Here is a 21,443-nt window from a genome sequence, read left to right on the forward strand (position 1 = left end):
TGGTACACGCCTATCCACACCGTCATCCACACTCTCCACATCTGTGGACAACTCCTGTGGACAAGGTGCCCGGATCTGGGGACGGCGAAGTTGACAGCGTCTGCGCGCGGCCCCGGGTCCTCCCCGTGCCCACCTCTCCCGGCCGCCCCGGGCCGCCCCGCACCGATGACTCCCGCGCATCAGTGGGCCGCCCAAGAGTCATTGGACGGAATGAAAGCACGGTGCTTGGGTGGGATGCATCATCGTGTCGTCCGCCACAGTGAGGAGTCCGCCGTGCCCCCGGCCACCACCGCCCCCTCCCCGGCCTCGCTCCCGCTCGACGGCGTCCTCGTCGCCGACTTCTCCCGCGTCCTCGCCGGCCCGCTCGCCACCATGACGCTGGCGGACCTCGGGGCCCGCGTCATCAAGGTGGAGCACCCCGAGCGCGGCGACGACACCCGCGGCTGGGCCCCGCCCCGCTCGGCGACGGGCGCCACCTACTTCGAGTCCGTGAACCGCAACAAGGAGTCGGTCGGCTGGGACCTGAAGGACCCCGAGGACCAGCGGCGGGCCGCCGCCCTGGCCGCCCGGGCCGACGTCGTGGTCCACAACCTCAAGCCCGGCACCATGGAGCGCCTCGGCCTGGGCTACGACGAGGTCGCGCGGGAGAACCCGTCCGTGGTCTATGCCGCCGTCTCCGGCTTCGGCGACCGCGAGGGCCGGGACCTGCCCGGCTACGACTTCATCGTCCAGGCCGCGGGCGGGCTCATGAGCATCACCGGCGAACCGGACGCCCCGATGAAGGCGGGCGTCGCCCTGGTGGACGTGCTCACGGCCAAGGACCTCACCGCCGGCGTGCTCGCGGCCCTGCTGCGCCGCGAGCGCACCGGGGAGGGCGCCCACCTGCGACTGAACCTGCTCTCCTCGCTGCAGGGGGCGCTCGCCAACCAGGGCCAGGCATGGCTCGGCGCCGGCGTCGTCCCGCGGCGGATGGGCAACGACCACCCCTCGATCGCCCCCTATCAGCTGCTGGCGTGCCGGGACGCGCCGCTCGCCGTCGCCATCGGCAACGACGCGCAGTTCCGCACCTTCGCCGCGGCCCTCGGCGTCCCCGAGCTCGCCGAGGACCCGCGCTTCACCACGAACACGGACCGGGTCGAGCACCGCGAGGAGCTGCGCACCGCCCTGGAGGACGCGCTCTCGGCCGAGACGGCCGCCCACTGGCGGGACGTGCTGCAGGCCGAGCGACTCCCGGTCGGCCTCGTGTCCACCGTCGCCGAGGGCGTCGAGCTGGCCGAGTCCCTCGGCCTCGAGCCGACCGTCGAGGTCCAGGACCGCTCCGGCGCCCCCGCCGGCCGGCAGTTCCGCCACCCGGTGCAGTGGGACCCGCCCGTCGCGCACCCGCACCACGCGCCGCCCGCGCTCGGCGCGGACACGGCGGCCGTCAACACCTGGCTCGACACCCGCTGACCACCCCGCAGAGAGGACCCCCGCCATGACCACCCCGTTCCACGCCGAAGCCGACTCGTTCCTCGGCCGCGCCGACGTCGTCGGCCTGGACTCCCTGTTCTCCGCCGAGGAGAAGGCCGTCGCGCTGCAGGTGCGCGGCTTCGTGGACGAGCACATCCGCCCGCACATCGCCCGCTGGTACGACGACGCCGTGTTCCCGCGCGAGATCGTCCCCGAGCTGGGCCGCCTCGGCGTGCTCGGCATGCCCTACGAGGGCCACGGCATGCCCGGCCGCTCGGCGGTGGAGTACGGCCTCGCCGCCCAGGAGCTCGAGGCCGGCGACTCCGGCCTGCGCACCTTCGTCTCCGTGCAGGGCTCGCTCGCGATGGGCGCGATCCACAAGCACGGCTCCGAGGAGCAGAAGGCGCAGTGGCTGCCGCGCATGACCACCGGCGAGGCGGTCGGCTGCTTCGGCCTCACCGAGCCGGGCGCCGGCTCGGACCCGGCCTCCATGACGACGACGGCCCGCCAGGAGCCCGGCGGCGACTGGGTGCTCGACGGGGTCAAGCGGTGGATCGGGCTGGCCACCCTGGCCGACGTCGCGATCATCTGGGCGCAGACCGGCGAGCCCGGCGACGGGCGCGGGGTGCGCGGCTTCGTGGTCCCCACGGACACCCCCGGTTTCCGTGCCGAGGCGATCACCCAGAAGCTGTCCATGCGGGCCTCGGTGCAGTGCGAGATCCACCTCGACGGCGTGCGTCTGCCCGCCTCCGCGATGCTGCCGGCCGACTCCGCCGTCGGGCTCAGGGGCCCCTTCCAGTGCCTCAACGAGGCCCGCTACGGGATCATCTGGGGCGCGATGGGCGCGGCCCGCGACTCCTTCGACGCCGTCCTCGACTATGCGATGGAGCGGCAGCAGTTCGGGGTGCCGCTGGCCTCCCACCAGCTGACGCAGGCCAAGCTCTCGGACATGGCCGTGGCCATCGGCAAGGGCTACCTGCTGGCGCACCAGATCGGCCGCGCCAAGGACGCCGGCCCGCTCACCCCCGCCATGATCTCGGCGGGCAAGCTGGACAACTGCCGCGTGGCCATCGGCATCGCGCGGGAGGCCCGCGAGATGCTCGGCGGCAACGGCATCACCCTGGAGCACTCGCCGCTGCGGCACGCGAACAACCTCGAGTCCGTGCGCACCTACGAGGGCACGGACGAGGTCCACCAGCTCACGCTCGGCCGGCACCTCACGGGCATCGGCGCGTTCGCCCCGGCCCGCTGAGCCTCGCGCCCGGGCTCAGGCGTCGTCGGCGGGCGCCTCGGGCGCCGGGGCCTCCTCGGCGACGGAGGCGAGGATCGGGGTGGCCGGCAGCTTCCGCACGCGCTTGGGGCGGCGGGCGCGGGCGGGGATGAGGGCGCGCATGTTCTCGGTCTTGCCGAAGCAGAGCAGCCGGTCGCCCTCCTCGAGGACCTTGCTGTCCGCGGGGTTGGGGAACACGGAGGTGCCGCGGTGCAGGGTGAGCACCTGCAGGTCCTTCGCCAGCAGCCCGGAGTCCTCGATGGACTGGCCCACCCAGCCGGAGCCGGCGTGCACGGTGATCTCACCGACCCCGTACCCGGTGGACACGGCCAGGCGCTGGCGCACGTCGATGTCCGGGAAGCCGGCCTGGTCCGCGACGTAGTCGATGATCGCGCCGGCCACGTCCAGGTCCGTGGCGGCCTCGATGCCCTGCAGCCCCGGGGAGGAGTTCACCTCCATGACCAGCGGGCCGTGCTCGCCCTCGAGCATGTCCACGCCGGCCACGCGCAGGCCCATGATGTGGGCCGCCCGCACGGCGGTCTCCGCGTACTCGGGCGAGAGCTCGACGCGCTCCACGGTGCCGCCGCGGTGCACGTTGGAGCGGAACTCGTCCCCCTGGGCCCGGCGGCGCATCGCGGCCACCACGCGGTCCCCCACCACGAGCGCGCGGATGTCCGTGCCCTTGGACTCCTCCACGAACCGCTGGATGAGCACCTGCTGGTTGGTGCCGTGCAGCGTCTCGATGATCGCCTCGGCCACCTTCTTGGTCGGCGCCAGGATCACCCCGATGCCCTGGGTGCCCTCGAGCAGCTTGATCACCACGGGCGCCCCGCCCACCATGTCGATCGCCGTGGAGACCTCGCCGCGGTTGCGCACGAACACGGTGGCGGGCATGTCGATCTCGTGGCGGGAGAGGATCTGCGTGGCCCGCAGCTTGTCCCGCGAGTTCATGATCCCGGCGGCCGTGTTGGGCGTGTAGACGTCCATCTGCTCGAACTGGCGCACCACGGCGGTGCCGAAGTAGGTCACCGAGTTGCCGATGCGCGGCAGCACGGCGTCGTAGCCGGAGAGGGGGCGGCCGCGGAACATCAGATCGGGCTCGTCCGAGCTGAGGTCGATGCCGAAGCGCAGGGTGTCCAGGACCTTCACCTGGTGGCCGCGCTCGAGCGCCGCGGTCTTGAGGCGCTGCGTCGAGTAGGCGCGCAGGGAACGGGAGAGGATGGCGAGCTTCATGACCGCTTTCCTGGGAGGATGAGGGGCGTGTCTGAATCTAAGCACACGGCCCCGGCCCCCCACGGCGTGCCCTGCACCGACGACGGCGCCGCTCGCCCGGGGCTGGTGGGCTGGCGCGAATGGGTCGGCCTGCCCGCCGCCCACACCCCCTGGATCAAGGCCAAGATCGACACCGGCGCCCGCACCTCGGCGCTCCACGCCTTCGGCATCGAGCGGTTCACCCGCGACGGCGCCGCGTGGGTCCGGTTCGAGGTGCACCCGTGGCAGACCTCGGCGGCGGACGCGCGGACGGCCGAGCTGCCGGTGGCCGATCTGCGCACGGTCCGCTCCTCGAACGGCGAGGCGCAGGAGCGCGTCGTCGTCGTGATGCCGCTGACCCTGGCCGGCCGGACGATCGAGGCGGAGGTGACCCTGACCCACCGGGACGAGATGGGCTTCCGCATGCTCGTGGGGCGCACCGCGCTGGCCGCCGGCGGCCTCCTCGTGGACCCCGCCGCCTCGTACGTGGGCGGACAGCCGCCGCGCGGCGTGCGCCGCCGGAACCGGGGACGCGCGTGAGCCGTCGCCCCGCCCGCGCCCCCTTCGCGTTCGGCGGGGTCGAGGTGCCGGCCGGCCGCCGCCGCGAGCTGTCCCTGCCGATCTCCCAGCTCGTCACGGGCGCGGACGTCACCCTGCCCGTGCACGTGCTGCACGGCCGCGAGGACGGGCCCACCGTGTGGGTCTCCGCCGCGATCCACGGGGACGAGGTGGCCGGCGTCGAGATCGTCCGCCGCGTCCTGGAGCGCCTGCAGCCCACGCACCTGCGCGGCACCCTGCTGGCCGTGCCCATCGTCAACGTGCTCGGCGTGATGGCCGGGGACCGCTACCTGCCGGACCGCCGCGACCTGAACCGCTCCTTCCCCGGCTCCGCCCGGGGCTCCCTGGCATCGCGCATCGCGCACCTGATGATGACCGAGGTGATCGGCCGCTGCACCGTGGGCATCGACCTGCACACCGGCGCGGACCGCCGCTCCAACCTGCCGCAGATCCGGTGCGACCTGGAGGACCCCCAGACCCGCGCGCTCGCCGAGGCGTTCGGCGCCCCCGTGCTCTTCCACGCCCGCCTGCGGGACGGCTCCCTGCGCGCCGCGGCCCGCGAGACCGGCGCGCGTGTGCTGCTCTACGAGGCCGGCGAGGCCTGGCGGTTCGACGAGTACGCGATCGCCCCCGGCGTGGACGGGGTCCTGCGTGTGCTCGCCGCCCTGGACATGGTGGACCCCGCGGACGTCGGGCTCACCGAGCCCGGGCCGGACGCCGTCGTCGACGCCCCAGGCCCGCTGCCCGGCGAGGTCCCCGAGGAGCGGACCACGGACGTGCCCGAGGCGACCGACGCCACCGGCGAGGACACCGAGGCCGTGCACCCCGACGTCGTCGACGGTGAGCAGGACGCCCCCTACCTGGTGTGGCAGTCCACGTGGGTGCGCGCCCGCGCGGACGGCCTCGTGCACCTGGACGTCTCCCTCGGCGAACGCGTGAGCGCCGGGGACCGGATCGGCGCGCTCTACAACTCGTTCGGCCGCCGCCTCGCGCACGTGAAGGCCGAGCTGACCGGCGTGGTCATCGGCCGCACCGAGGCACCCCTGGTGCACCGCGGCGACGCCCTCGTGCACATCGGAGGATGGGACGCATGAGCAGCCGCGGGGCGTTGGCCGCGCGCCGGAGCCGCCCCGCTCAGGCCGGGGACGGGCGCCGGGCGATGGCCCGGCCGCCGTGCACGAGCCGGTAGTAGAGCAGCAGCGCCACCCCGACGCCGCCGGAGAGCAGGTACATCACCGGGATCCCGACGGCGGCCACCACCGCGCCGAGCACCATGGGGCCGAGGCCGGTGCCGAGGTCCAGGAGCAGGAAGAACGTGCCCGTGGCGACGCCGATCTCGGTGGGCCGGACCACCTTGATCGCGATGGTCTGGAACACGCTCACCACGGGCCCGTAGGTCAGCCCCAGCAGGGCGCCGGCCACGAGCATGCCCGCCGGCTCCCGCCACAGCGCCAGCACCGCGTAGGAGACGGCCATGCCCGCGAGGATCGGGTAGACGACGGCGTTGTCCCCGTGCCGGTCGTGCAGCACACCCAGGACGGCGCGGCCCACGATGGTGCCCGCGGCGAAGAGCAGGAAGAACAGGCTCGGCACCATCGCCGGGTAGCCCTGCTGCTGCGCGAACGTGGCCATGAACGCGAGGATGCCGCCGTACATGAACCCGGAGGCCAGGGCCACGCCCGCCGCCGGCGCCACCTCCGCGGAGAACACGTCCGCCCGGTGCAGCCGGAACCGGCCCGTCAGCGGCGGCTCGGGCACGCGCAGGAACAGGGCGATCAGCAGGGCCATGCCCGTGAAGCCGATGCACGCCCGGAACAGGGCGTCGTAGCCGAGGGCCGTGCTCAGCTGCAGCGCCACCATCGGCCCGACGGCGCCCGCGAGCGTCATGGACGTGGAGAACCAGCCGGTGCCCTCGGAGCGGCGCACGGGCGGGACGATCCGCTGCACGGCCGTGGCCAGCACGGTGCCGGCCGCGCCGAAGCACATGCCGTTGAGCAGCCGGACCGCGGTCAGCGTGGCCAGGGAGTCCGCCCAGAGGTACGCCGCCGTCGTGAGGACGTAGCAGGCCAAGGCGACGAGCAGGACCCGCCGCCGCCCCCACGCGAAGGTGGCGGGCGTCGTCGTCATGCGGGTGAGGACCGCGCCCAGCACGAACGCCCCCACCACGACGCCGGCCTCCGCGTCCGACGCGCCGAAGGACGTGACGGCGTAGAGCGCCATCGCGGTCATGAGCGTGTAGAAGATCATCGCCACGAACAGGTAGGTGGCGCTGACGAGGATGAACGGGCGCGTCCACAGGGGCGGGCGCGGGGCCGCCGTCGAGCCGGCGGGGTCGGAGGGCGGTGGGGCGGAGGGCATGATCTCCATGTTCCCCCACGGCACGAGGCCCCGGCCCGCTCGTGAAGAGCGGACCGGGGCCTCGGGTGCGCGTCGCGGGCGCGACGGGCTCAGAAGCGGTTGATCACTTCTTGGCCTTGGCGGCCACGACCTGCAACTGGACGGTCGCGATGACGTCCTCGTGCAGGCGGACCTGGGCCTCGTGGTTGCCCACGGACTTGATGTGCGCCGGCAGGGTGATCGAGCGCTTGTCCACGGAGCCGAGGCCGGCGGCCTCGATCGCCTCGGCGACGTCGGCGGTCTGGACGGCGCCGAACAGGCGACCCTCCGCACCGGCGGTGCGCTCGAGCTTCACGGTGGCGGACTGGAGCTGCGCGGCCTGGGCCTGCGCGTCCTCCAGGTTCGCCACGGCGCGGGCCGCGCGGGCCTTCTGCAGGGACTCGACCTGCTTCTCCCCGCCCTTGGTCCACACGGTGGCGAAACCGCGCGGGAGCAGGTAGTTGCGGGCGTACCCGTTCTTGACCTCGACCACGTCACCGGAGGTGCCGAGACCGGCCACTTCCTGGGTCAGGATGAGCTTTGCCATCTGGGTGTTCCTTCCTTCGCTCGCTCGATCAGCCGCGGCCGGCGCCGGCGTAGGGCAGCAGGGCCACCTCGCGGGCGTTCTTGACGGCCTGGGCGATCTTGCGCTGCTCCTGGACGGTCACGCCGGTCACGCGACGGGCACGGATCTTCCCGCGGTCGGAGATGAACTTGCGCAGCAGGGCCACGTCCTTGTAGTCGATCTCGGTGATCTTGGCGGCCTTGAGCGGGTTGGACTTCGGTTTGGGCTTGCGGAGTTCAGCCTTCGCCATCGTGGTGCTCCTTCAGAGTTCTCTGGAGCCCGCAGAACGGTTCTGCGGGATGGGATCACGCGGCGTCCCGTGCCGGGCACGGGGCCGTGTGCAGTGCGGCCCGGCGGTGCCGGGTCGCGGGTGGGATGGGCCACCGGGGGGCGGCCCTCCGGGCGAGGTGCGCCCGGACGGAGAGGTCCGTGGTGTTCCGTGTCCGTCGCGGCCGTGGGGGCCGCGCCCGGTCAGTGCAGGATCAGAACGGGGGCTCGTTGGAGGACGGGGTGTCCCATCCGCCGCCACCGCCGCCGGACCAGGGGTCCTGCGGTGCGGCCTGGCCGCCGCCCTGCTGCTGGCCGCCCCAGCCGCCGCCCTGCTGGGCGCCGCCGAAGCCGCCGTCGCTGTTCCCCCCGAAGCCGCCGCCGGCCGGGGCGCCGCCGAAGCCGCCCCCCTGCTGACCGCCGCCGAAGCCACCGCCGCCGCCACCGCCGCGCTGGGCGCGGGTGACCTTGGCCGTGGCGAACCGCAGCGCCGGGCCGACCTCGTCCACGTCCAGCTCCCAGCTGGTGCGACGGTTGCCGTCCCGGTCGTCGTAGGAGCGCGCCCTGAGGCGGCCCTGCACGATCACGCGCATGCCCTTGGTCAGCGACTCCGCCACGTTCTCCGCGGCCTCGCGCCAGACCGAGCAGCGCAGGAACAGCGCTTCGCCGTCCTTCCACTCGTTGGTCTGGCGGTCGAACGTGCGGGGCGTGGACGCGACGGTGAAGTTCGCGACGGCCGCGCCGTTCGGGGTGAAGCGCAGCTCTGGGTCGGCGGTGAGGTTGCCGACCACGGTGATGACGGTCTCGCCTGCCATGGTCACTCCTGTCTTCGGGGGTTCTGCCGGTCAGTGACCGGATCCGGGGATCCGGGACTGCTCAGCGGGGTTCCGGTGGGGGCGTCGGGGACTGATCCGATGCTCTCAGACCCTCCGGACACGGTACGAGGATCACTCAGCGGTGATCTTCTGCTCCTCCGGACGGATGATCTTGGTGCGCAGGATCGTCTCGTTGAGGTTCAGCAGACGGTCCAGCTCCTGGGTGGCGGCCGGCTCCGACTGGAAGTTGACGACCACGTAGATGGCCTCGGACTTCTTCTGGATCTCGTAGGCGGTCTTGCGGCGACCCCACACGTCGATGTTGTCGACGGTGCCGCCGGCGTTCGTGACGACCTCGAGGTACTTCTTCAGGGTCGGCTCCACGGTGCGCTCGTCGACCTCAGGGTCGATCAGCACCATCAGCTCATAAGCACGCATGCGAACCCACCTCCTCTGGGCTTGCGGCCGCGGTCTCTCCGCGGCAGGAGGTTCTGCGTTCTCCCCTTACGCATGCATCCGCACTCTTCGGCGGCACGCAGGGGATCCCGTCAAGAATACCAGCACTGCGCCTCCGCAGATGAGGTGCCACCCCTAGGGGGCCGTGGGGTGGCCGGGGCTTGCCCTCGGTCGACGACGACGTACCTTGGAAGGAGGACACACATCCTGTGTCACACCCCTCTCACGTTTCGGAGCATCCCATGTCAGAGTCCACGCCGGCAGCGCCCACGCTGCCCCGGTCCGCCCCCTCCCGCCGCCGAGTCGCCAGCAGCCTCGCGTGGGCGGTGCCGACCGTCGTCGCCGCCGCCGCTGCCCCCGCCGAGGCGGCCAGCCCTCCCCCGCGGATCGACCGCGTGTTCCAGCTGACCCTCGCCCCCGGGGTGCCCTGGACCGAGCCGGAGGTGTCGCCCTGCGCCTCGACCCTGCTCACGAATCCGACCCGCTTGAGCGTCACTACGGACAACGTCAATACCTACTACCGGATCGTCAATGTGCAAGCCGGCTCCACGGTGACGAATGTGACCGCCTCCGTCCTGGTGCAGAAGGACATGGTGGATGCGATGGAGACTGGGAGGAACCCCACCACCTTCACCTGGAGCAGCGCTACACCGTCCTGGAGCGCCCCCACCCGTGAGGTCTCCGGCACCACGCCGGCCGTGTACACCAACAATGGAATCCAGTACTACCGCTACGTCAGCAAGCTCTCCCCCCCGGTACCCGCCCCCGTCTCAGGCACCATCACCCTGCCGAGCATCGGGTGGTACAGCAACTGCAGCACGACCCTCACCGGCGTGATGGTCAACGGCCGTGCCTCCGCCGTCGTGAACGGCATGACCTTGGACAATGTCGGCACCTATGTAAGGCTGACCCCCCGCCCCGCCGGCTGACGCAGCCCCGCGCACGCCGTTCGTGGCGGCCGTCATCCCCCGCCGCGCCTCACACTCCGCGGAAGAACTCCCGCACGGCCGCCGTCAGGTGCTCCACGTCCCGCACGCCGCACATCTCGCGCGCCGAGTGCATGGACAGCAGGCCCAGGCCCACGTCCACGGTCCGGATGCCCAGGCGGGTCGCCGAGATCGGGCCGATGGTGGAGCCGCAGGGGACGTCGTTGTGGGAGACGAACTCCTGGAACGGCACCCCCGCCACGCCGCACCAACGGGCGAACGCGGCCTCTCCCCCCGCGTCGGTGGCGTAGCGCTGGTTGGCGTTGATCTTCAGCAGCGGGCCGTGGTTCACGCGCGGGTGGTTCACGGGATCGTGCCGCTCGGCGTAGTTCGGGTGCACCAGGTGGCCGGCGTCCGCGGACAGCAGCCAGGACCCCGCGATCGCCCGCGCCCGGCCCTGCCCGGCCACGCCGAGCGCCTCGAGCACGCGCCCCATGACCTCCTCGAGCAGCGGCCCGGCCGCCCCGGACCGCGACGCCGACCCCAGCTCCTCGTGGTCGAACGCGGCGAGCAGCGGGATCACCGGGGCGCCGGCCGCCTCACCGGCCACCCCGCCCGCGACGGTCCCCTCGTACGCGATCGCCCCCTCGGCGCCACCGTGCTCGCGCGCCAGCTCCTCGAGCGCCACGAGGCCCGCGTGCACCGAGCTCAGGTTGTCCAGCCGGCCCGACGCGAAGAACTCGCCCGCCAGCCCGAAGAGTCCGGGCGCCTGGGCGTCGGCCACCACGACGTCGTGCCCGCGCACCGCGGCCGGGTCCACGCCGGCGGCGGCCGCGAGCGCGGTCAGCACGTCACCGGGCACGCGGGCGGCCAGACCGTCGACCTCGCCCTCGCCGCGCGGGGCGAGCGCCCCCACGACGGGGTTCGTGTGCCGCTGCCGCTTCAGCGTCAGCCCCTCGTTGACCTCGCGGTCCAGGTGGATGGCCAGCTGCGGGATGCGCCCCACGGGCCCGGTCGCGGCGAGCACCTGCGTGCCGTCGTCGAGGGCGAGACGCCCGGCGAACCGCAGCTCACGGTCCAGCCACGAGTTCAGCAGCGGGCCGCCGTACACCTCGACGCCGGCCTGCACCCAGCCGTCGGCCGTCACGGTGGCCGGGTTCGGCTTGAGCTTGAACCCCGGCGAGTCCGTGTGTGCGCCGAGCACGCGGAACACCGGCACGACGCCGGCGCTCTGCCCCGCCTCGTCCGGCCCGGCCACGCGCGGCTCAGCGCCCGCGGCCCGGCCCAGCGCCCCGGCGCCCGTCGGCACGATCCAGGCCACCGCCGCGCCGTCGCGCACCACCACATAGCCGCCCGGGGCCGACGGGAAGTCGACCGTCTCGTCCAGCCGGGTGAAGCCGACGGCCTCCAGACGGCGTGCGACCTCCTCCGCGGCGTGGTAGCTGGAGGGCGAGGCGGTCACGAACTCGGCCAGGTCCCGCAGGTGGGCGGGCATCTCGGCGACGGTGTCACGGGTCACGGGGGTCATGCCCCGACCGTACCGCGCCCCGTCACCCCGTCCGGCTACCCTGGCCCGGAGGCGGGCCCGCTGCATCGCCCGCCCCGTCAGCGCAGGAGGAGCCCGCCGTGGACATCATGATCGCCGTCGCCGTGGGGGTCTTCCTCCTGGTGGCGTGGACCGTGGGCGGCTGGGCCATCGTGCGGATGGGCTTCACCCGGGACGGGGACGCGGCCCGCACCCCCGCCCACGACGACGGCGCCGCGCGTCCGGCGCACCGTGGCCCGGCCGCGGACCCGGCCACCGACCCCCACGTGATCTGGCGCGAGCAGATGAAGGCGGCCACGGCCGCCTCCGGGGCGCAGTGCGTCTGTCCGCCGCCGCCCCGCGAGGACGGCGCCGCCGAGGCGGGGACGAGCGCGCCGCCGTCGTCCCCGGACTGCCCGATCCACCGCTGGGACTACGCCTGAACCGCGGCCGGCCGGTCTGAGCGACCCCGGGCCGGGCCGGCGTCCGCGGCGTACGCGCCGGCGAGCGGGTCGGTGTCCGGGTGGCCGCCGTGGTCGCGCTTCACGAGGTCCTCGGCCGGGTGCAGCATCTCCCACACGACGCGCCCGCACAGCCACAGCACCGCGAGCATGTGGGCGAGGATCGCGGCCACGTAGACGGAGTCGTCCATGGAGTGCTGCGGCGGGGTCTCGGCCACCCCCTTGGCCAGGTACATCCACACGGCGAAGAAGTGCAGCGCCTCCACCGTCTGCCACACCCAGAAGTCCCGCCAGCGCGGCAGGGCGAGCGCCAGGAGCGGGATCAGCCAGACCACGAACTGCGGTGAGTACACCTTGTTGGTGAGCACGAACGCCGCCACCACCAGGAACGTCAGCTGGGCCAGCCGCGGGGTGTGCCGCACCCGCACGCCGAGCACGAAGATCCCGAGGCAGCACACCGCGAAGGTGCCGTAGGCCAGCAGGGTCAGGGAGTCCTCCGGCACGAACGCCCACCCGGCCTGCGCGGCGGTCACGTCCCACGCGTGCCACACGCTGGACAGGCCCGGCCCGCGCTCGCCGGAGAAGGTGAAGAACACGGACCACGCCTGGAAGTTCACGACCATGAGCGGCACGTTGACCGCCGCCCACGCCGCCACCGTGCCCCCGGCCGCGAGCAGGAACGGCCGCCACCGCCGCGAGCGCACCGCCAGGATCAGCAGCGGCCCCAGGATCAGCAGCGGATACAGCTTCATGGCCGCGCCGAGGCCGAACAGCACCCCCGCCGTCAGGGACCGGCCGCGCGACCACGCGTACATGCCGCACGCCAGCAGGGCCACGGCCCACAGGTCCCAGTTGATGGTGCCGGCCAGCACGATCCCCGGGGCCACGGCCACCATGAGCCCGTCCATCCACCGACGCCCCGCCATCCGGACGGTCAGCACCGCGACGACGGCCCACAGCACCACCACGAACCCGAAGTTCACGAGCCAGAACACCACCGTGCCCTGCTCCGGCGAGAACGGCAGCGCCTGCGTGATCCAGGCCGCCACCGAGCCCACGACGGACATCAGCACGGGGTACTCGAACGTGGAGCCCGCCCGGAACGGCGCCCACGGGTCCGCCGCGAACCCGCGCCCGCCGTAGAGCGCGGCCCAGTCCGAGTAGCAGCCCGCGTAGTAGACGTCCGGGGCGCCCCAGCCGTGCAGCAGGCACGGCGACTTCTGCAGCACGGTCACGACGGCGGCCAGAGCCACCAGCAGCGCCGTCAGCGCCACGGGCCCGGCCCAGGAGCCGGTCCCCCGTCCGGGGCCGTTCGCCGCGAGGCCGCCGGCGAGCTGGAAGCGGCCGCCGCGCTCACCGGGGGCGGGCAGGGCCCCGGACGGTGCGCTGTCAGCGGAACGCCCGGCGGGGGCGCCCGGGGCGGTCACGGCGTCGCTCGGGGCGCCGTCCGCGGCGTGAGTGGGCGGCTCGCTGGGGGTCGCGGCGTGCGCGGGGGCCGGTCTCATGCCCCCATCCTAGGAAGCCGCCCGGACACCGGACGGGCGGGGCCGCCGTCGTCGGTCGTAGACTGGCGTGGTTGATCCCCGGGTGAGCGCCCCGCCGAACGGTGTGGGCCCCCTGTGCGCGCCCCGCGTGCCCGCACCCGTTCCGGACAGTCGAGGAGAGAACCAGACCGTGGCCACCAATCCCATCCGCGTCGCCATCGCCGGCGTGGGCAACTGCGCAACATCCCTCATCCAGGGTGTGGAGTACTACCGCGAGGCGAAGGCCACGGACACGGTCCCAGGCCTGATGCACGTGCAGTTCGGCGACTACCACGTGTCCGACCTCGAGTTCGTGGCCGCGTTCGACGTGGACGCGAAGAAGGTCGGCCTCGACCTGTCCGATGCCATCACCGCCTCCGAGAACAACACCATCAAGATCGCGGACGTGCCCCACGCGGACGTCACCGTCCAGCGCGGCCCCACCCTGGACGGCCTCGGCAAGTACTACGCCGAGACCATCGAGGAGTCGGACGCCGAGCCCGTGGACGTGGCGCAGGCCCTCCGCGACGCGAAGGCGGACGTGCTGGTCTGCTACCTGCCCGTCGGCTCGCAGCGGGCCACCGAGCACTACGCCCAGGCCGCGATCGACGCCGGCGTCGCGTTCGTGAACGCCCTGCCCGTGTTCATCGCCGGCACCCCGGAGTGGGCCGAGAAGTTCACCGCCGCGGGCGTGCCGATCGTGGGCGACGACATCAAGTCCCAGATCGGCGCCACCATCACCCACCGCGTGATGGCCAAGCTGTTCGAGGACCGCGGCGTCACCCTGGACCGCACCTACCAGCTCAACGTGGGCGGCAACATGGACTTCAAGAACATGCTCGAGCGCGAGCGCCTGGAGTCCAAGAAGATCTCCAAGACGCAGGCCGTCACCTCCAACACCTCCGCGCAGCTGGGCGAGAAGGACGTGCACATCGGCCCGTCCGACTACGTGGCCTGGCTCGACGACCGCAAGTGGGCGTTCGTGCGCCTCGAGGGCCGCAACTTCGGCGACGCCCCCGTCTCGCTCGAGTACAAGCTCGAGGTGTGGGACTCCCCCAACTCGGCCGGCGTGATCATCGACGCCGTGCGCGCCGCGAAGATCGCCCTGGACCGCGGCATCGGCGGGCCGATCCTCTCGGCCTCGTCCTACTTCATGAAGTCCCCGCCCGTGCAGCACAACGACGACGCGGCGCACGAGCTCGTGGAGGCCTTCATCCGCGGCGACATCGAGCGCTGACCCGCCCGGTCCCCGCGGACCGCGCACGACGCCGGCCCGTCACCTTCCCCGTGGAGGTGACGGGCCGGCGTCGTCGTGGGGCGCGTGCCGCCCCGGCCACCGCGCTCAGCGCCGCGCGCCGAGCCGGTCCTCGATGGTGAGCCGGACGAGCTGGGCGTATATGGCCTGGCCGTCGGCGCGGGGGTGCACGCCGTCGGCGGAGAAGTCCGTGACGTGCTGCTTCGCCGCGGCGTCCCAGTCCGCCAGGACGATCCGGTCCGGGTGGGCCTTGGCCTGCGCCTCCATCTGCACCTGCACGTCCGCGATCCAGTCCATCGGGCCGTGCGGCACCACGAGCACGAGCAGCCGGTCCTCGCCGACGGCCGCCAGGATCTTCTCCCAGTCACCCCGATGGGTGGTGCCGTTGGCGCCCAGGGCCACCACGACGACGTCGCTCAGCTGGCCGTCCGCCTTGAGCTTCTCGATCTCGTCCGCGGCGTCCCAGATCTGGTAGCCCACCTCCGCCTCCAGCAGCATCCCCGGCAGCTGCTCCAGGAGCGTGGGCGCGGCCGAGAGCGAGACGGAGTCGCCGATCAGGGTGACGTCCGGGCCGAGCTCGGACGGCGGCAGGGCCGCGGTGAGCTGCTCCTGGGAGTACGTGGGGCGCGTGACGGCCGGGTCGCCGAGCCCGAGCCCGGACGGCTCGGCGGACGACCCGGGCGAGGACGTCGCACCGGCGGAGCCCTCCGCGTCCCCGGGGGCGGCCGAGCCGGGCGAGGCCGAGGCCGACGCCTCGGCCCGCTTCGACTGCTCCGCCGCCCGGGACTCGCGGGCCGCCTGCTGCGCCGCCTGGGCGGCCTTGAGGGACTCCTCCGCCTGGGCGATGTCCTGCTCGAGCTGGGTCTGCGCGGGCGAGTGCACCACGGCGGCCACGGCCGCCGCGGGGACGGCCACGAGCCCCAGCGCCGTGGCGGCGGCCGCGAGCCGGCCGATCGGCCCGGCCCCGCCCGTGAACGCCCGCCGCGCGGCCGCGCCCCAGCGACCGAAGGCACCCCTGAACCCCTCGTGGAGGATGGGCTCCTCGATCAGCCGGGTGCTCAGGTCGGCGAGCAGGGCGGTCAGCAGCAGGATCGCTCCCGCGGCCACGGGCTCGACCCACCCGGGGGCGTCCACGGGCACCATCACGCGCATGATCACGAGCAGCGGCCAGTGCCACAGGTACGCGGCGTAGGAGCGGCGCCCCCACCAGCGCAGGAACCCGTTGCCCAGCGCGCGAGAGAGCGAGTCGCGCCGGTCGCCCTGCACCACGTGCCAGACGATGAACGCGACGACGGCGGACAGGCCCGCCAGCACCCCGCGGTACGTGCTCGCGTGGCCGCCGTCGACCAGGGCGAAGCCCGCCGCGAGCACCGCGACGGCGCCCCACGCGACAGCCACCCGCGTGGCCGAGGTCCGCGGCTCGGGGCCGCCGTGCTCGGGCCGGGGCACATGGGCCAGGCCGATCGCCACGCACGCGCCGAACAGCAGGCCGAAGGCGTGGGTGTCCGTGCCGAAGTAGAGGCGGGCCTGCTCGAACCCGTGCCACGAGCCCCAGGCCATCCACCCCGCGGAGGCCACGGCCGCGACCGCGACCGCCAGGATGCGGCGTCGGTCCGCCACCCGCCCCGAGTTCACCGTGCTGCGCGGCGGCCAGGTGAGCAGGAGCAGCCCCCAGAGGAGCAGGGGCCAGAGGATGTAGAACTGCTCCTCGATCGCCAGGGACCACAGGTGCTCGAACAGAGGCGGCGAGGCGCGGTTGAAGTAGTCCCCGCCCTCGAGGATCATCACCCAGTTGCTGGTGTAGGTCAGGGCGCCGAACCATTGGCGACCCAGGCCCGCGGGGAACTCGTCCACCGCCAGCCACGCGAGCGCGGTGGTGCCCACGAGCGCCATCAGCATGGCCGGGATGAGTCGTCGGACGCGCTTCATCCAGAAGGTGCCCAGCGCCACGCCCCGGCCCGCGTCCACACCACGGACCAGGCCGGTGGTGATGAGGAAGCCGGAGAGCACGAAGAACATGTCCACGCCCACGAACCCGCCGCGCAGGAACGTGGGCCAGGCGTGGAAGACGAGCACGGCGAGCACCGCGATCCCCCGCAGCCCGTCGAGGGCGGTCACCCGGCCGGGGCCGCGACTGACCCGCGTGCCGACCTTGACGGCGGGCACGCCGTCCTCGGGCGACAGGGCATGGCGGGGCACGGACGCGGTGCGCTGGTCGGAACTCACAGCGGTCGATCATTCCATCCCGACCTGGATGGGCCAAAGCCTCCGGCTATCCCCCACCCGCCCCACCGCGTTGGGGGCGGTTTCCGGTGGTATTCCACTCCCAAAGCACCGATTTCCGCCCCCGGAAGCGGGGGTGCGGGCGCCGGTCAGTGGTCGCGCAGCGCCTCGATGAGCTCGTCCTTGGTCATGGTGGAGCGGCCCTCGATGTCGAGTTCGCGGGCCCGCTTCGCGAGCTCGTCCTTGGTCCAGTCCTCGTAGGAGCCGGCCTCGCCGCCGCGCTCGGCGACCTCGTCCCGGCCGTCTCGGGCGGACGCGTTGGCGATCCGCGCGGCCTTCTCCTCGCTCGCGCCCTCGCGGCGCAGCGCCTCGTAGACCTCGGGGTCCTTGATGCTGGAGGTGCCGGGGCCCATGGGGGCGCCGTTCTTCTCGGTCTTCTTCTCAGCCATGCGGCCAGTGTGGTCCCGGCCCGACGACGGGTGGAAGATCCGCCGCGCCGCCTCAGTCCTGCTGGGCCTCCGGCTGCTCGGCCCACCAGCGCCGCAGCTCCGCCTCGGCCTCGGCCGGCTCATGCGGCCCCTCGTCCAGGCGCCACTCGAGCAGGTGGGTGTACGCCCGGCCCACCACCGGGCCCGGGCGGATCCCCAGCAGCGCCATGATCTGCTGCCCGTCCAGGTCCGGCCGCACAGCCGCGAGCTCCTCGGCCTCGGCGATCTCGGCGATGCGCCGCTCGAGGTCGTCGTACGCGTGGGCCAGCCGCTCGGCCTTGCGCCGGTTGCGGGTGGTCACGTCCGAGCGGGTCAGCGCGTGCAGGCGGGGCAGCAGGTCGCCGGCGTCGTGGGCGTACCGGCGGACGGCGGAGTCGGTCCAGCCGGCGTCGCCGTAGCCGTAGAACCGCATGTGCAGCTCCACCAGACGGGCCACCGCCTTGATCGTGTCGTTGTCGAACTTCAGGGCGCGCAGCCGCTTGCGGACGAGCTTGGCGCCCACGGTCTCGTGGTGCCGGAAGGTGACGGCCCCGCCCTTCTCGAAGCGACGCGTGGCCGGCTTGCCGACGTCGTGCAGCAGCGCCGCCAGGCGCAGCACGGGGTCGGGGGTCGACGGCGCGTACTCGCCCTCCAGCTCCATGGCCTGCTCCAGCACGGTCAGGGAGTGGGCGTAGACGTCCTTGTGGCGGTGGTGCTCGTCCGACTCGAGCTGCAGGGCGGGCAGCTCGGGCAGGACGTGGTCGGCCAGGCCGGTGCGCACGAGCAGGTCGAGGCCGGCGCGCGGGTGCGCACCGCACACGAGCTTGACGAGCTCCTCGCGGACGCGTTCGGCGGAGATGATCGTGATCCGCTCGGCCATCGCGGTCATGGCCTGCTCCACCTCGGGGGCCACGGCGAAGCCGAGCTGGGAGGCGAACCGGGCGGCGCGCATCATGCGCAGCGGATCGTCGGAGAAGGAGTCCTCGGGGGTGCCGGGGGTGCGCAGCACGCCGGCGTGCAGGTCCTGCATGCCGCCGAAGGGGTCCACGAGCTCGAGGGCGGGCAGGCGCAGGGCCATGGCGTTGACGGTGAAGTCGCGGCGCAGCAGGTCGTCCTCGAGGCTGTCGCCGAAGGCCACCTGCGGCTTGCGGCTGGCCGGGTCGTACTGCTCGGCCCGATAGGTGGTGACCTCGAGCTGCCAGCCGGCCTTGCGGAAGCCGATGGTCCCGAACCGCCGCCCCACGTCCCACGTGGCGTCCGCCCAGCCGGCGCCGACGGCCTCGGACGCGTCCGGGTCGGCGTCCGTGGTGAAGTCCAGGTCCAGCGACGGCCGCCCCAGGAAGAGGTCGCGGACCGGGCCGCCCACCAGGGAGAGCTCGTGGCCGGCGGCCTCGAACCTCCGCCCCAGCTCCACGACGACGGCGGGCAGGGTGGCGTCCGCGGGGAAGCCGGGGGGCAGCGCGTGGGTGGCGGTGGTCAGATCCATGATGCCTACAAGGGTGCCAGACGGTCCCGGCACGGGCCCGCGCGGGCCGGGCTAGAGTTGACGGCATGACCCGCCCCGATCCCTCCGCGCACCGGGGCGCCCCCCTGCCCTCCGCGCTGGGGGCGTGGCGTCGCCGGCCGCAGCCGCCTCTGCGCCCCGTCACCCCGGCCCCCGCGGGACCCCGTTCCGCCGCTGCCGCCTCCCTGCCCACGGTGGAGGAGGTCTCCGCCGGCGGCGTCATCGTCCGCGAGCACGACGGCGGCCTCGAGGTGGCCGTGATCGCCCGCTACAACCGCGGTGGCCGGCTCGAGTGGTGCCTGCCCAAGGGCCATCCCGAGGGCGAGGAGGACCACCGGCAGGCGGCCGTGCGCGAGGTGGAGGAGGAGACCGGGATCGCCGGCCACATCCTCGAGCCGCTCGGCGCGATCGACTACTGGTTCACGGTCGCCCGGCACCGCGTCCACAAGACCGTGCACCACTTCCTGCTGCGCGCCACGGGCGGCGAGCTGACCACGGAGAACGACCCGGACCACGAGGCCGTGGACGTCGCGTGGGTGCGCCTTGAGGACGTCGCGCGCCGCCTCTCCTTCGCCAACGAGCGCCGGATCGTCGACCTGGCCCGCCAGGTGGTCGACCAGCACTTCCCCCCGGGCGGTGCCCGGGGCCCCCGCCCCTGATCCACCGCCCCCGGCACGGGGCCTTCCGACCACGATTGGGTGACCCTTGAGCAGCAGACCCGCCCCGCGCCGAGCGCAGGACCCCGCCCACGCCGGCGTCGCCGACGAGGAGCCGACGACGACGGACCCCGCCCCCGCCACGGATCCGGCCGCCGTGGACCCCGCGGACGAGACCCCCGAGGGCGAGCGCCGCGCCGGCCGGTCCACCGCGATCATGGCCTCCGGCACGCTCCTCTCCCGCGTGCTGGGCCTCGTCCGTGCGACGCTGGTGACGGTGGCGATCGGCCTGTCCGCGGACATGGCCGACATCTTCGAGATCGCCAACTCCCTGCCGAACGTGATCTACCTGCTCCTGGTGGGCGGCGTGTTCAACGTCGTGCTCGTGCCGCAGCTGATCAAGCACGCCCGCGACGCCGACCGGGGCGCGGACTACACCTCCCGCCTGATGACGCTCGGCACGCTCGTGATGCTCGCCGGCACGGTGGTGGTCATGCTGGCGGCGGCCCCGCTCATGACGGCCCTGACCCGCGGCTGGTCGCCGGAGAAGCTCGAGATGGCCACCGTGTTCGCCCTGTGGTGTCTGCCCCAGGTGTTCTTCTACGGCATGTACGCGTTGGTGGGGCAGGTGCTCAACGCCAACGGGCGCTTCGGCGCCTACATGTGGGCGCCGGTGCTGAACAACGTCGTCGCGATCGGCGCGATCGTGCTGTACCTGGGCATGTTCGGGGCGTACCGGGCCGGGGACGACCTCGCCGGGTGGACGAGCGCACAGACGGTCGTGCTGGCCGGCGGCCACACCCTGGGCGTCGTGCTGCAGGCCGTGATCCTCTTCCTGCCGCTGCGCGGGCTCGGCCTGGGTCTGCGCCCGCGGTTCGGCTGGAAGGGCATCGGCCTGCGGGACACCGGCCGGATCGCCGGGTACACCCTGATCACGATGGTCGCCACGAACGTGGTGCTCCTGCTGTGCCAGCGGTACGTCACCTCCGCCACGGAGGCCCGCGACCGCGGCGAGCTGCGCATCCCCGGCACGGAGACCTGGAGCGCCGAGATGGCGCAGGCGGCCATCCCCGGTGTGGCCGCGTACAACATGGCGATGCTGATGGCCGTGCTGCCCCATTCGGTGTTCGTGCTCTCCCTGGCCACCGTGCTCTTCAACCGGTTGGCCCGCGCCATGGGCCGCCAGGACATGTCCGCGGTGCGGCGCACGACGGCGCAGGGTCTGCGCGCGTTCACCGTGCCGCTGATGTTCTGCCTCGCCGGCGTGGTGGTCCTGGCGGGCCCCCTGGGCCGCGTCTTCGGCTCGACGGCCGAGACGGCGATGGTGGCCGGCATCGCGGTGGGCTCGGTCCTGCTCGCGCTGGCGCTGTCCATCCCGTTCCGCTCGGGCTCCTTCTACCTGCTGCGCGTGTTCTACGCCGCCGAGGACGCCAAGGTGCCGATGGTGGTCCAGGTCAGCGGCTCGCTCCTGATGCTGCTGCTCTCGTGGGCGGGCGCGATGCTGCTGCCGCTGTGGTCCATGGCCCTGTGGGTCGCGGTCGCCTCGTCCGTCTCGTACGTGTACCAGTTCGTCCTGACCCATGTGCTCACCGTGCGCCGGTTCGGGGACTACGGCCTCGCATCCGTGCTGCGTGCCCACGTCCAGACCGGCCTGGCCGCGCTGGCCGCGGCGGCCGCGGGCGTCGTCGTCGTGTGGCTGCTGGGCGGGTACACCGGCGGGTTCGCGTGGAACTCCATCGGGACGGCGCTGCTCACGTGCGCGGTGGCGGCCGTGGCGATGGGTCCGGTGTACCTGATGGTGCTGCGGGCCATGCGGTTCCCCGAGCTGGACGACGCCCTCCGGCCGCTCGTCGCCCGCGTGCCGGCGCTGGGTCGTCTGCTGCGCGTCGGCTGATC

General features: G+C 73.4%; 20 protein-coding genes. 9 read left to right on the forward strand and 11 right to left on the reverse strand.

From position 1 onward, the window contains the following. Nucleotides 1–273 precede the first annotated feature (273 nt). Nucleotides 274–1,449, forward strand: coding sequence for a CaiB/BaiF CoA transferase family protein (locus AC3RJ9_RS11040; protein ID WP_036314380.1), 1,176 nt, complete (start codon nucleotides 274–276; stop codon nucleotides 1,447–1,449). Between the two features lie 25 nt (nucleotides 1,450–1,474). After that, a complete protein-coding gene (locus tag AC3RJ9_RS11045; protein WP_069941711.1) occupies nucleotides 1,475–2,701 on the forward strand; it encodes an acyl-CoA dehydrogenase family protein in 1,227 nt (408 codons plus the stop codon). Between the two features lie 15 nt (nucleotides 2,702–2,716). Here the strand turns inward: AC3RJ9_RS11045 and rimK are convergent, their stop codons facing one another. Next, nucleotides 2,717–3,952: a 30S ribosomal protein S6--L-glutamate ligase gene (gene rimK, locus AC3RJ9_RS11050; protein ID WP_152744243.1), complete on the reverse strand. Its 1,236-nt coding sequence runs from the start codon at nucleotides 3,950–3,952 to the stop codon at nucleotides 2,717–2,719. 27 nt (nucleotides 3,953–3,979) lie between these two features. Here rimK and AC3RJ9_RS11055 point away from each other — a divergent pair, with 27 nt between their 5' ends. After that, on the forward strand, nucleotides 3,980–4,510 hold the full coding sequence (locus AC3RJ9_RS11055; protein WP_101965686.1) for an ATP-dependent zinc protease family protein: 531 nt from the start codon (nucleotides 3,980–3,982) through the stop codon (nucleotides 4,508–4,510). Beyond that, on the forward strand, nucleotides 4,507–5,622 hold the full coding sequence (locus AC3RJ9_RS11060) for a succinylglutamate desuccinylase/aspartoacylase family protein (protein ID WP_206495799.1): 1,116 nt from the start codon (nucleotides 4,507–4,509) through the stop codon (nucleotides 5,620–5,622). Before AC3RJ9_RS11055 ends, AC3RJ9_RS11060 begins: the two co-directional genes overlap by 4 nt. A 40-nt stretch (nucleotides 5,623–5,662) precedes the next feature. Here AC3RJ9_RS11060 and AC3RJ9_RS11065 read toward each other — a convergent pair whose 3' ends face one another. The 5 genes from AC3RJ9_RS11065 to rpsF form a co-directional block, all read right to left on the reverse strand. Further along, nucleotides 5,663–6,886: an MFS transporter gene (locus AC3RJ9_RS11065; protein WP_239074468.1), complete on the reverse strand. Its 1,224-nt coding sequence runs from the start codon at nucleotides 6,884–6,886 to the stop codon at nucleotides 5,663–5,665. A gap of 103 nt (nucleotides 6,887–6,989) precedes the next feature. Then, nucleotides 6,990–7,451 carry a 50S ribosomal protein L9 gene (gene rplI, locus AC3RJ9_RS11070; protein ID WP_002857787.1) on the reverse strand — a complete coding sequence of 154 codons (462 nt, stop codon included), beginning with the start codon at nucleotides 7,449–7,451 and terminating at the stop codon, nucleotides 6,990–6,992. 28 nt (nucleotides 7,452–7,479) lie between these two features. Then, nucleotides 7,480–7,719, reverse strand: a complete 240-nt coding sequence (rpsR, locus tag AC3RJ9_RS11075; protein ID WP_002857788.1) for a 30S ribosomal protein S18 — start codon at nucleotides 7,717–7,719, stop codon at nucleotides 7,480–7,482. A gap of 232 nt (nucleotides 7,720–7,951) precedes the next feature. Continuing rightward, nucleotides 7,952–8,551, reverse strand: coding sequence for a single-stranded DNA-binding protein (locus tag AC3RJ9_RS11080; RefSeq protein WP_049145057.1), 600 nt, complete (start codon nucleotides 8,549–8,551; stop codon nucleotides 7,952–7,954). A 132-nt stretch (nucleotides 8,552–8,683) separates the two neighbouring features. After that, nucleotides 8,684–8,989 (reverse strand): 30S ribosomal protein S6, encoded by a 306-nt coding sequence (rpsF, locus tag AC3RJ9_RS11085; RefSeq protein ID WP_002857790.1) that lies wholly within the window; start codon nucleotides 8,987–8,989, stop codon nucleotides 8,684–8,686. Nucleotides 8,990–9,249: 260 nt separating this feature from the next. Between rpsF and AC3RJ9_RS11090 the strand changes: the two genes are divergently transcribed. Further along, a complete protein-coding gene (locus tag AC3RJ9_RS11090) occupies nucleotides 9,250–9,936 on the forward strand; it encodes a hypothetical protein (RefSeq protein WP_206495800.1) in 687 nt (228 codons plus the stop codon). Between the two features lie 49 nt (nucleotides 9,937–9,985). On the opposite strand, the gene AC3RJ9_RS11095 is transcribed toward AC3RJ9_RS11090, so the two are convergent. Then, nucleotides 9,986–11,461: a M18 family aminopeptidase gene (locus tag AC3RJ9_RS11095; RefSeq protein WP_206495801.1), complete on the reverse strand. Its 1,476-nt coding sequence runs from the start codon at nucleotides 11,459–11,461 to the stop codon at nucleotides 9,986–9,988. Nucleotides 11,462–11,568: 107 nt separating this feature from the next. Between AC3RJ9_RS11095 and AC3RJ9_RS11100 the strand changes: the two genes are divergently transcribed. After that, nucleotides 11,569–11,901: a hypothetical protein gene (locus AC3RJ9_RS11100; RefSeq protein WP_230282499.1), complete on the forward strand. Its 333-nt coding sequence runs from the start codon at nucleotides 11,569–11,571 to the stop codon at nucleotides 11,899–11,901. Here the strand turns inward: AC3RJ9_RS11100 and AC3RJ9_RS11105 are convergent. Beyond that, entirely contained in the window at nucleotides 11,892–13,424 is a 1,533-nt protein-coding gene (locus AC3RJ9_RS11105; protein WP_206495802.1) for a glycosyltransferase family 87 protein, read from the reverse strand. The two genes, AC3RJ9_RS11100 and AC3RJ9_RS11105, sit on opposite strands and share 10 nt — an antisense overlap. Before the next feature lie 169 nt (nucleotides 13,425–13,593). Here AC3RJ9_RS11105 and AC3RJ9_RS11110 point away from each other — a divergent pair, with 169 nt between their 5' ends. Beyond that, nucleotides 13,594–14,679 (forward strand): inositol-3-phosphate synthase, encoded by a 1,086-nt coding sequence (locus tag AC3RJ9_RS11110; protein ID WP_206452053.1) that lies wholly within the window; start codon nucleotides 13,594–13,596, stop codon nucleotides 14,677–14,679. Nucleotides 14,680–14,784: 105 nt separating this feature from the next. Here the strand turns inward: AC3RJ9_RS11110 and AC3RJ9_RS11115 are convergent, their stop codons facing one another. The 3 genes from AC3RJ9_RS11115 to AC3RJ9_RS11125 form a co-directional block, all read right to left on the reverse strand. Then, the gene (locus AC3RJ9_RS11115) at nucleotides 14,785–16,923 is read right to left on the reverse strand and encodes an acyltransferase family protein (protein WP_342344688.1); all 2,139 of its coding nucleotides are present in this window, start codon (nucleotides 16,921–16,923) and stop codon (nucleotides 14,785–14,787) included. Nucleotides 16,924–17,069: 146 nt separating this feature from the next. Beyond that, the gene (locus AC3RJ9_RS11120) at nucleotides 17,070–17,369 is read right to left on the reverse strand and encodes a DUF7218 family protein (protein ID WP_070708933.1); all 300 of its coding nucleotides are present in this window, start codon (nucleotides 17,367–17,369) and stop codon (nucleotides 17,070–17,072) included. Between the two features lie 52 nt (nucleotides 17,370–17,421). After that, a complete protein-coding gene (locus AC3RJ9_RS11125) occupies nucleotides 17,422–18,873 on the reverse strand; it encodes a CCA tRNA nucleotidyltransferase (RefSeq protein WP_101965677.1) in 1,452 nt (483 codons plus the stop codon). 65 nt (nucleotides 18,874–18,938) lie between these two features. On the opposite strand from AC3RJ9_RS11125, the gene AC3RJ9_RS11130 reads away from it, so the two are divergent. Both AC3RJ9_RS11130 and murJ read left to right on the forward strand, forming a co-directional pair. Continuing rightward, nucleotides 18,939–19,550: an NUDIX hydrolase gene (locus AC3RJ9_RS11130; protein ID WP_041102508.1), complete on the forward strand. Its 612-nt coding sequence runs from the start codon at nucleotides 18,939–18,941 to the stop codon at nucleotides 19,548–19,550. A 46-nt stretch (nucleotides 19,551–19,596) separates the two neighbouring features. Next, nucleotides 19,597–21,441 (forward strand): murein biosynthesis integral membrane protein MurJ, encoded by a 1,845-nt coding sequence (murJ, locus tag AC3RJ9_RS11135; RefSeq protein WP_036384459.1) that lies wholly within the window; start codon nucleotides 19,597–19,599, stop codon nucleotides 21,439–21,441. The last annotated feature ends 2 nt before the right edge of the window (nucleotides 21,442–21,443 follow it).

The sequence above is a fragment of the Micrococcus sp. 63XJN7_6_ISO-PGPR-S23-444 genome (genome assembly GCF_058072765.1).

Coding starts and splice junctions, on each gene's coding strand:
- AC3RJ9_RS11045 (WP_069941711.1), top strand. CDS start 1,475: ATGACCACCCCGTTCCACGCCGAAGCCGACTCGTTCCTCGGCCGCGCC.
- rimK (WP_152744243.1), bottom strand. CDS start 3,952: ATGAAGCTCGCCATCCTCTCCCGTTCCCTGCGCGCCTACTCGACGCAG.
- AC3RJ9_RS11065 (WP_239074468.1), bottom strand. CDS start 6,886: ATGCCCTCCGCCCCACCGCCCTCCGACCCCGCCGGCTCGACGGCGGCC.
- rplI (WP_002857787.1), bottom strand. CDS start 7,451: ATGGCAAAGCTCATCCTGACCCAGGAAGTGGCCGGTCTCGGCACCTCC.
- rpsR (WP_002857788.1), bottom strand. CDS start 7,719: ATGGCGAAGGCTGAACTCCGCAAGCCCAAACCGAAGTCCAACCCGCTC.
- AC3RJ9_RS11080 (WP_049145057.1), bottom strand. CDS start 8,551: ATGGCAGGCGAGACCGTCATCACCGTGGTCGGCAACCTCACCGCCGAC.
- rpsF (WP_002857790.1), bottom strand. CDS start 8,989: ATGCGTGCTTATGAGCTGATGGTGCTGATCGACCCTGAGGTCGACGAG.
- AC3RJ9_RS11090 (WP_206495800.1), top strand. CDS start 9,250: ATGTCAGAGTCCACGCCGGCAGCGCCCACGCTGCCCCGGTCCGCCCCC.
- AC3RJ9_RS11095 (WP_206495801.1), bottom strand. CDS start 11,461: ATGACCCCCGTGACCCGTGACACCGTCGCCGAGATGCCCGCCCACCTG.
- AC3RJ9_RS11100 (WP_230282499.1), top strand. CDS start 11,569: ATGATCGCCGTCGCCGTGGGGGTCTTCCTCCTGGTGGCGTGGACCGTG.
- AC3RJ9_RS11105 (WP_206495802.1), bottom strand. CDS start 13,424: ATGAGACCGGCCCCCGCGCACGCCGCGACCCCCAGCGAGCCGCCCACT.
- AC3RJ9_RS11120 (WP_070708933.1), bottom strand. CDS start 17,369: ATGGCTGAGAAGAAGACCGAGAAGAACGGCGCCCCCATGGGCCCCGGC.
- AC3RJ9_RS11125 (WP_101965677.1), bottom strand. CDS start 18,873: ATGGATCTGACCACCGCCACCCACGCGCTGCCCCCCGGCTTCCCCGCG.
- AC3RJ9_RS11130 (WP_041102508.1), top strand. CDS start 18,939: ATGACCCGCCCCGATCCCTCCGCGCACCGGGGCGCCCCCCTGCCCTCC.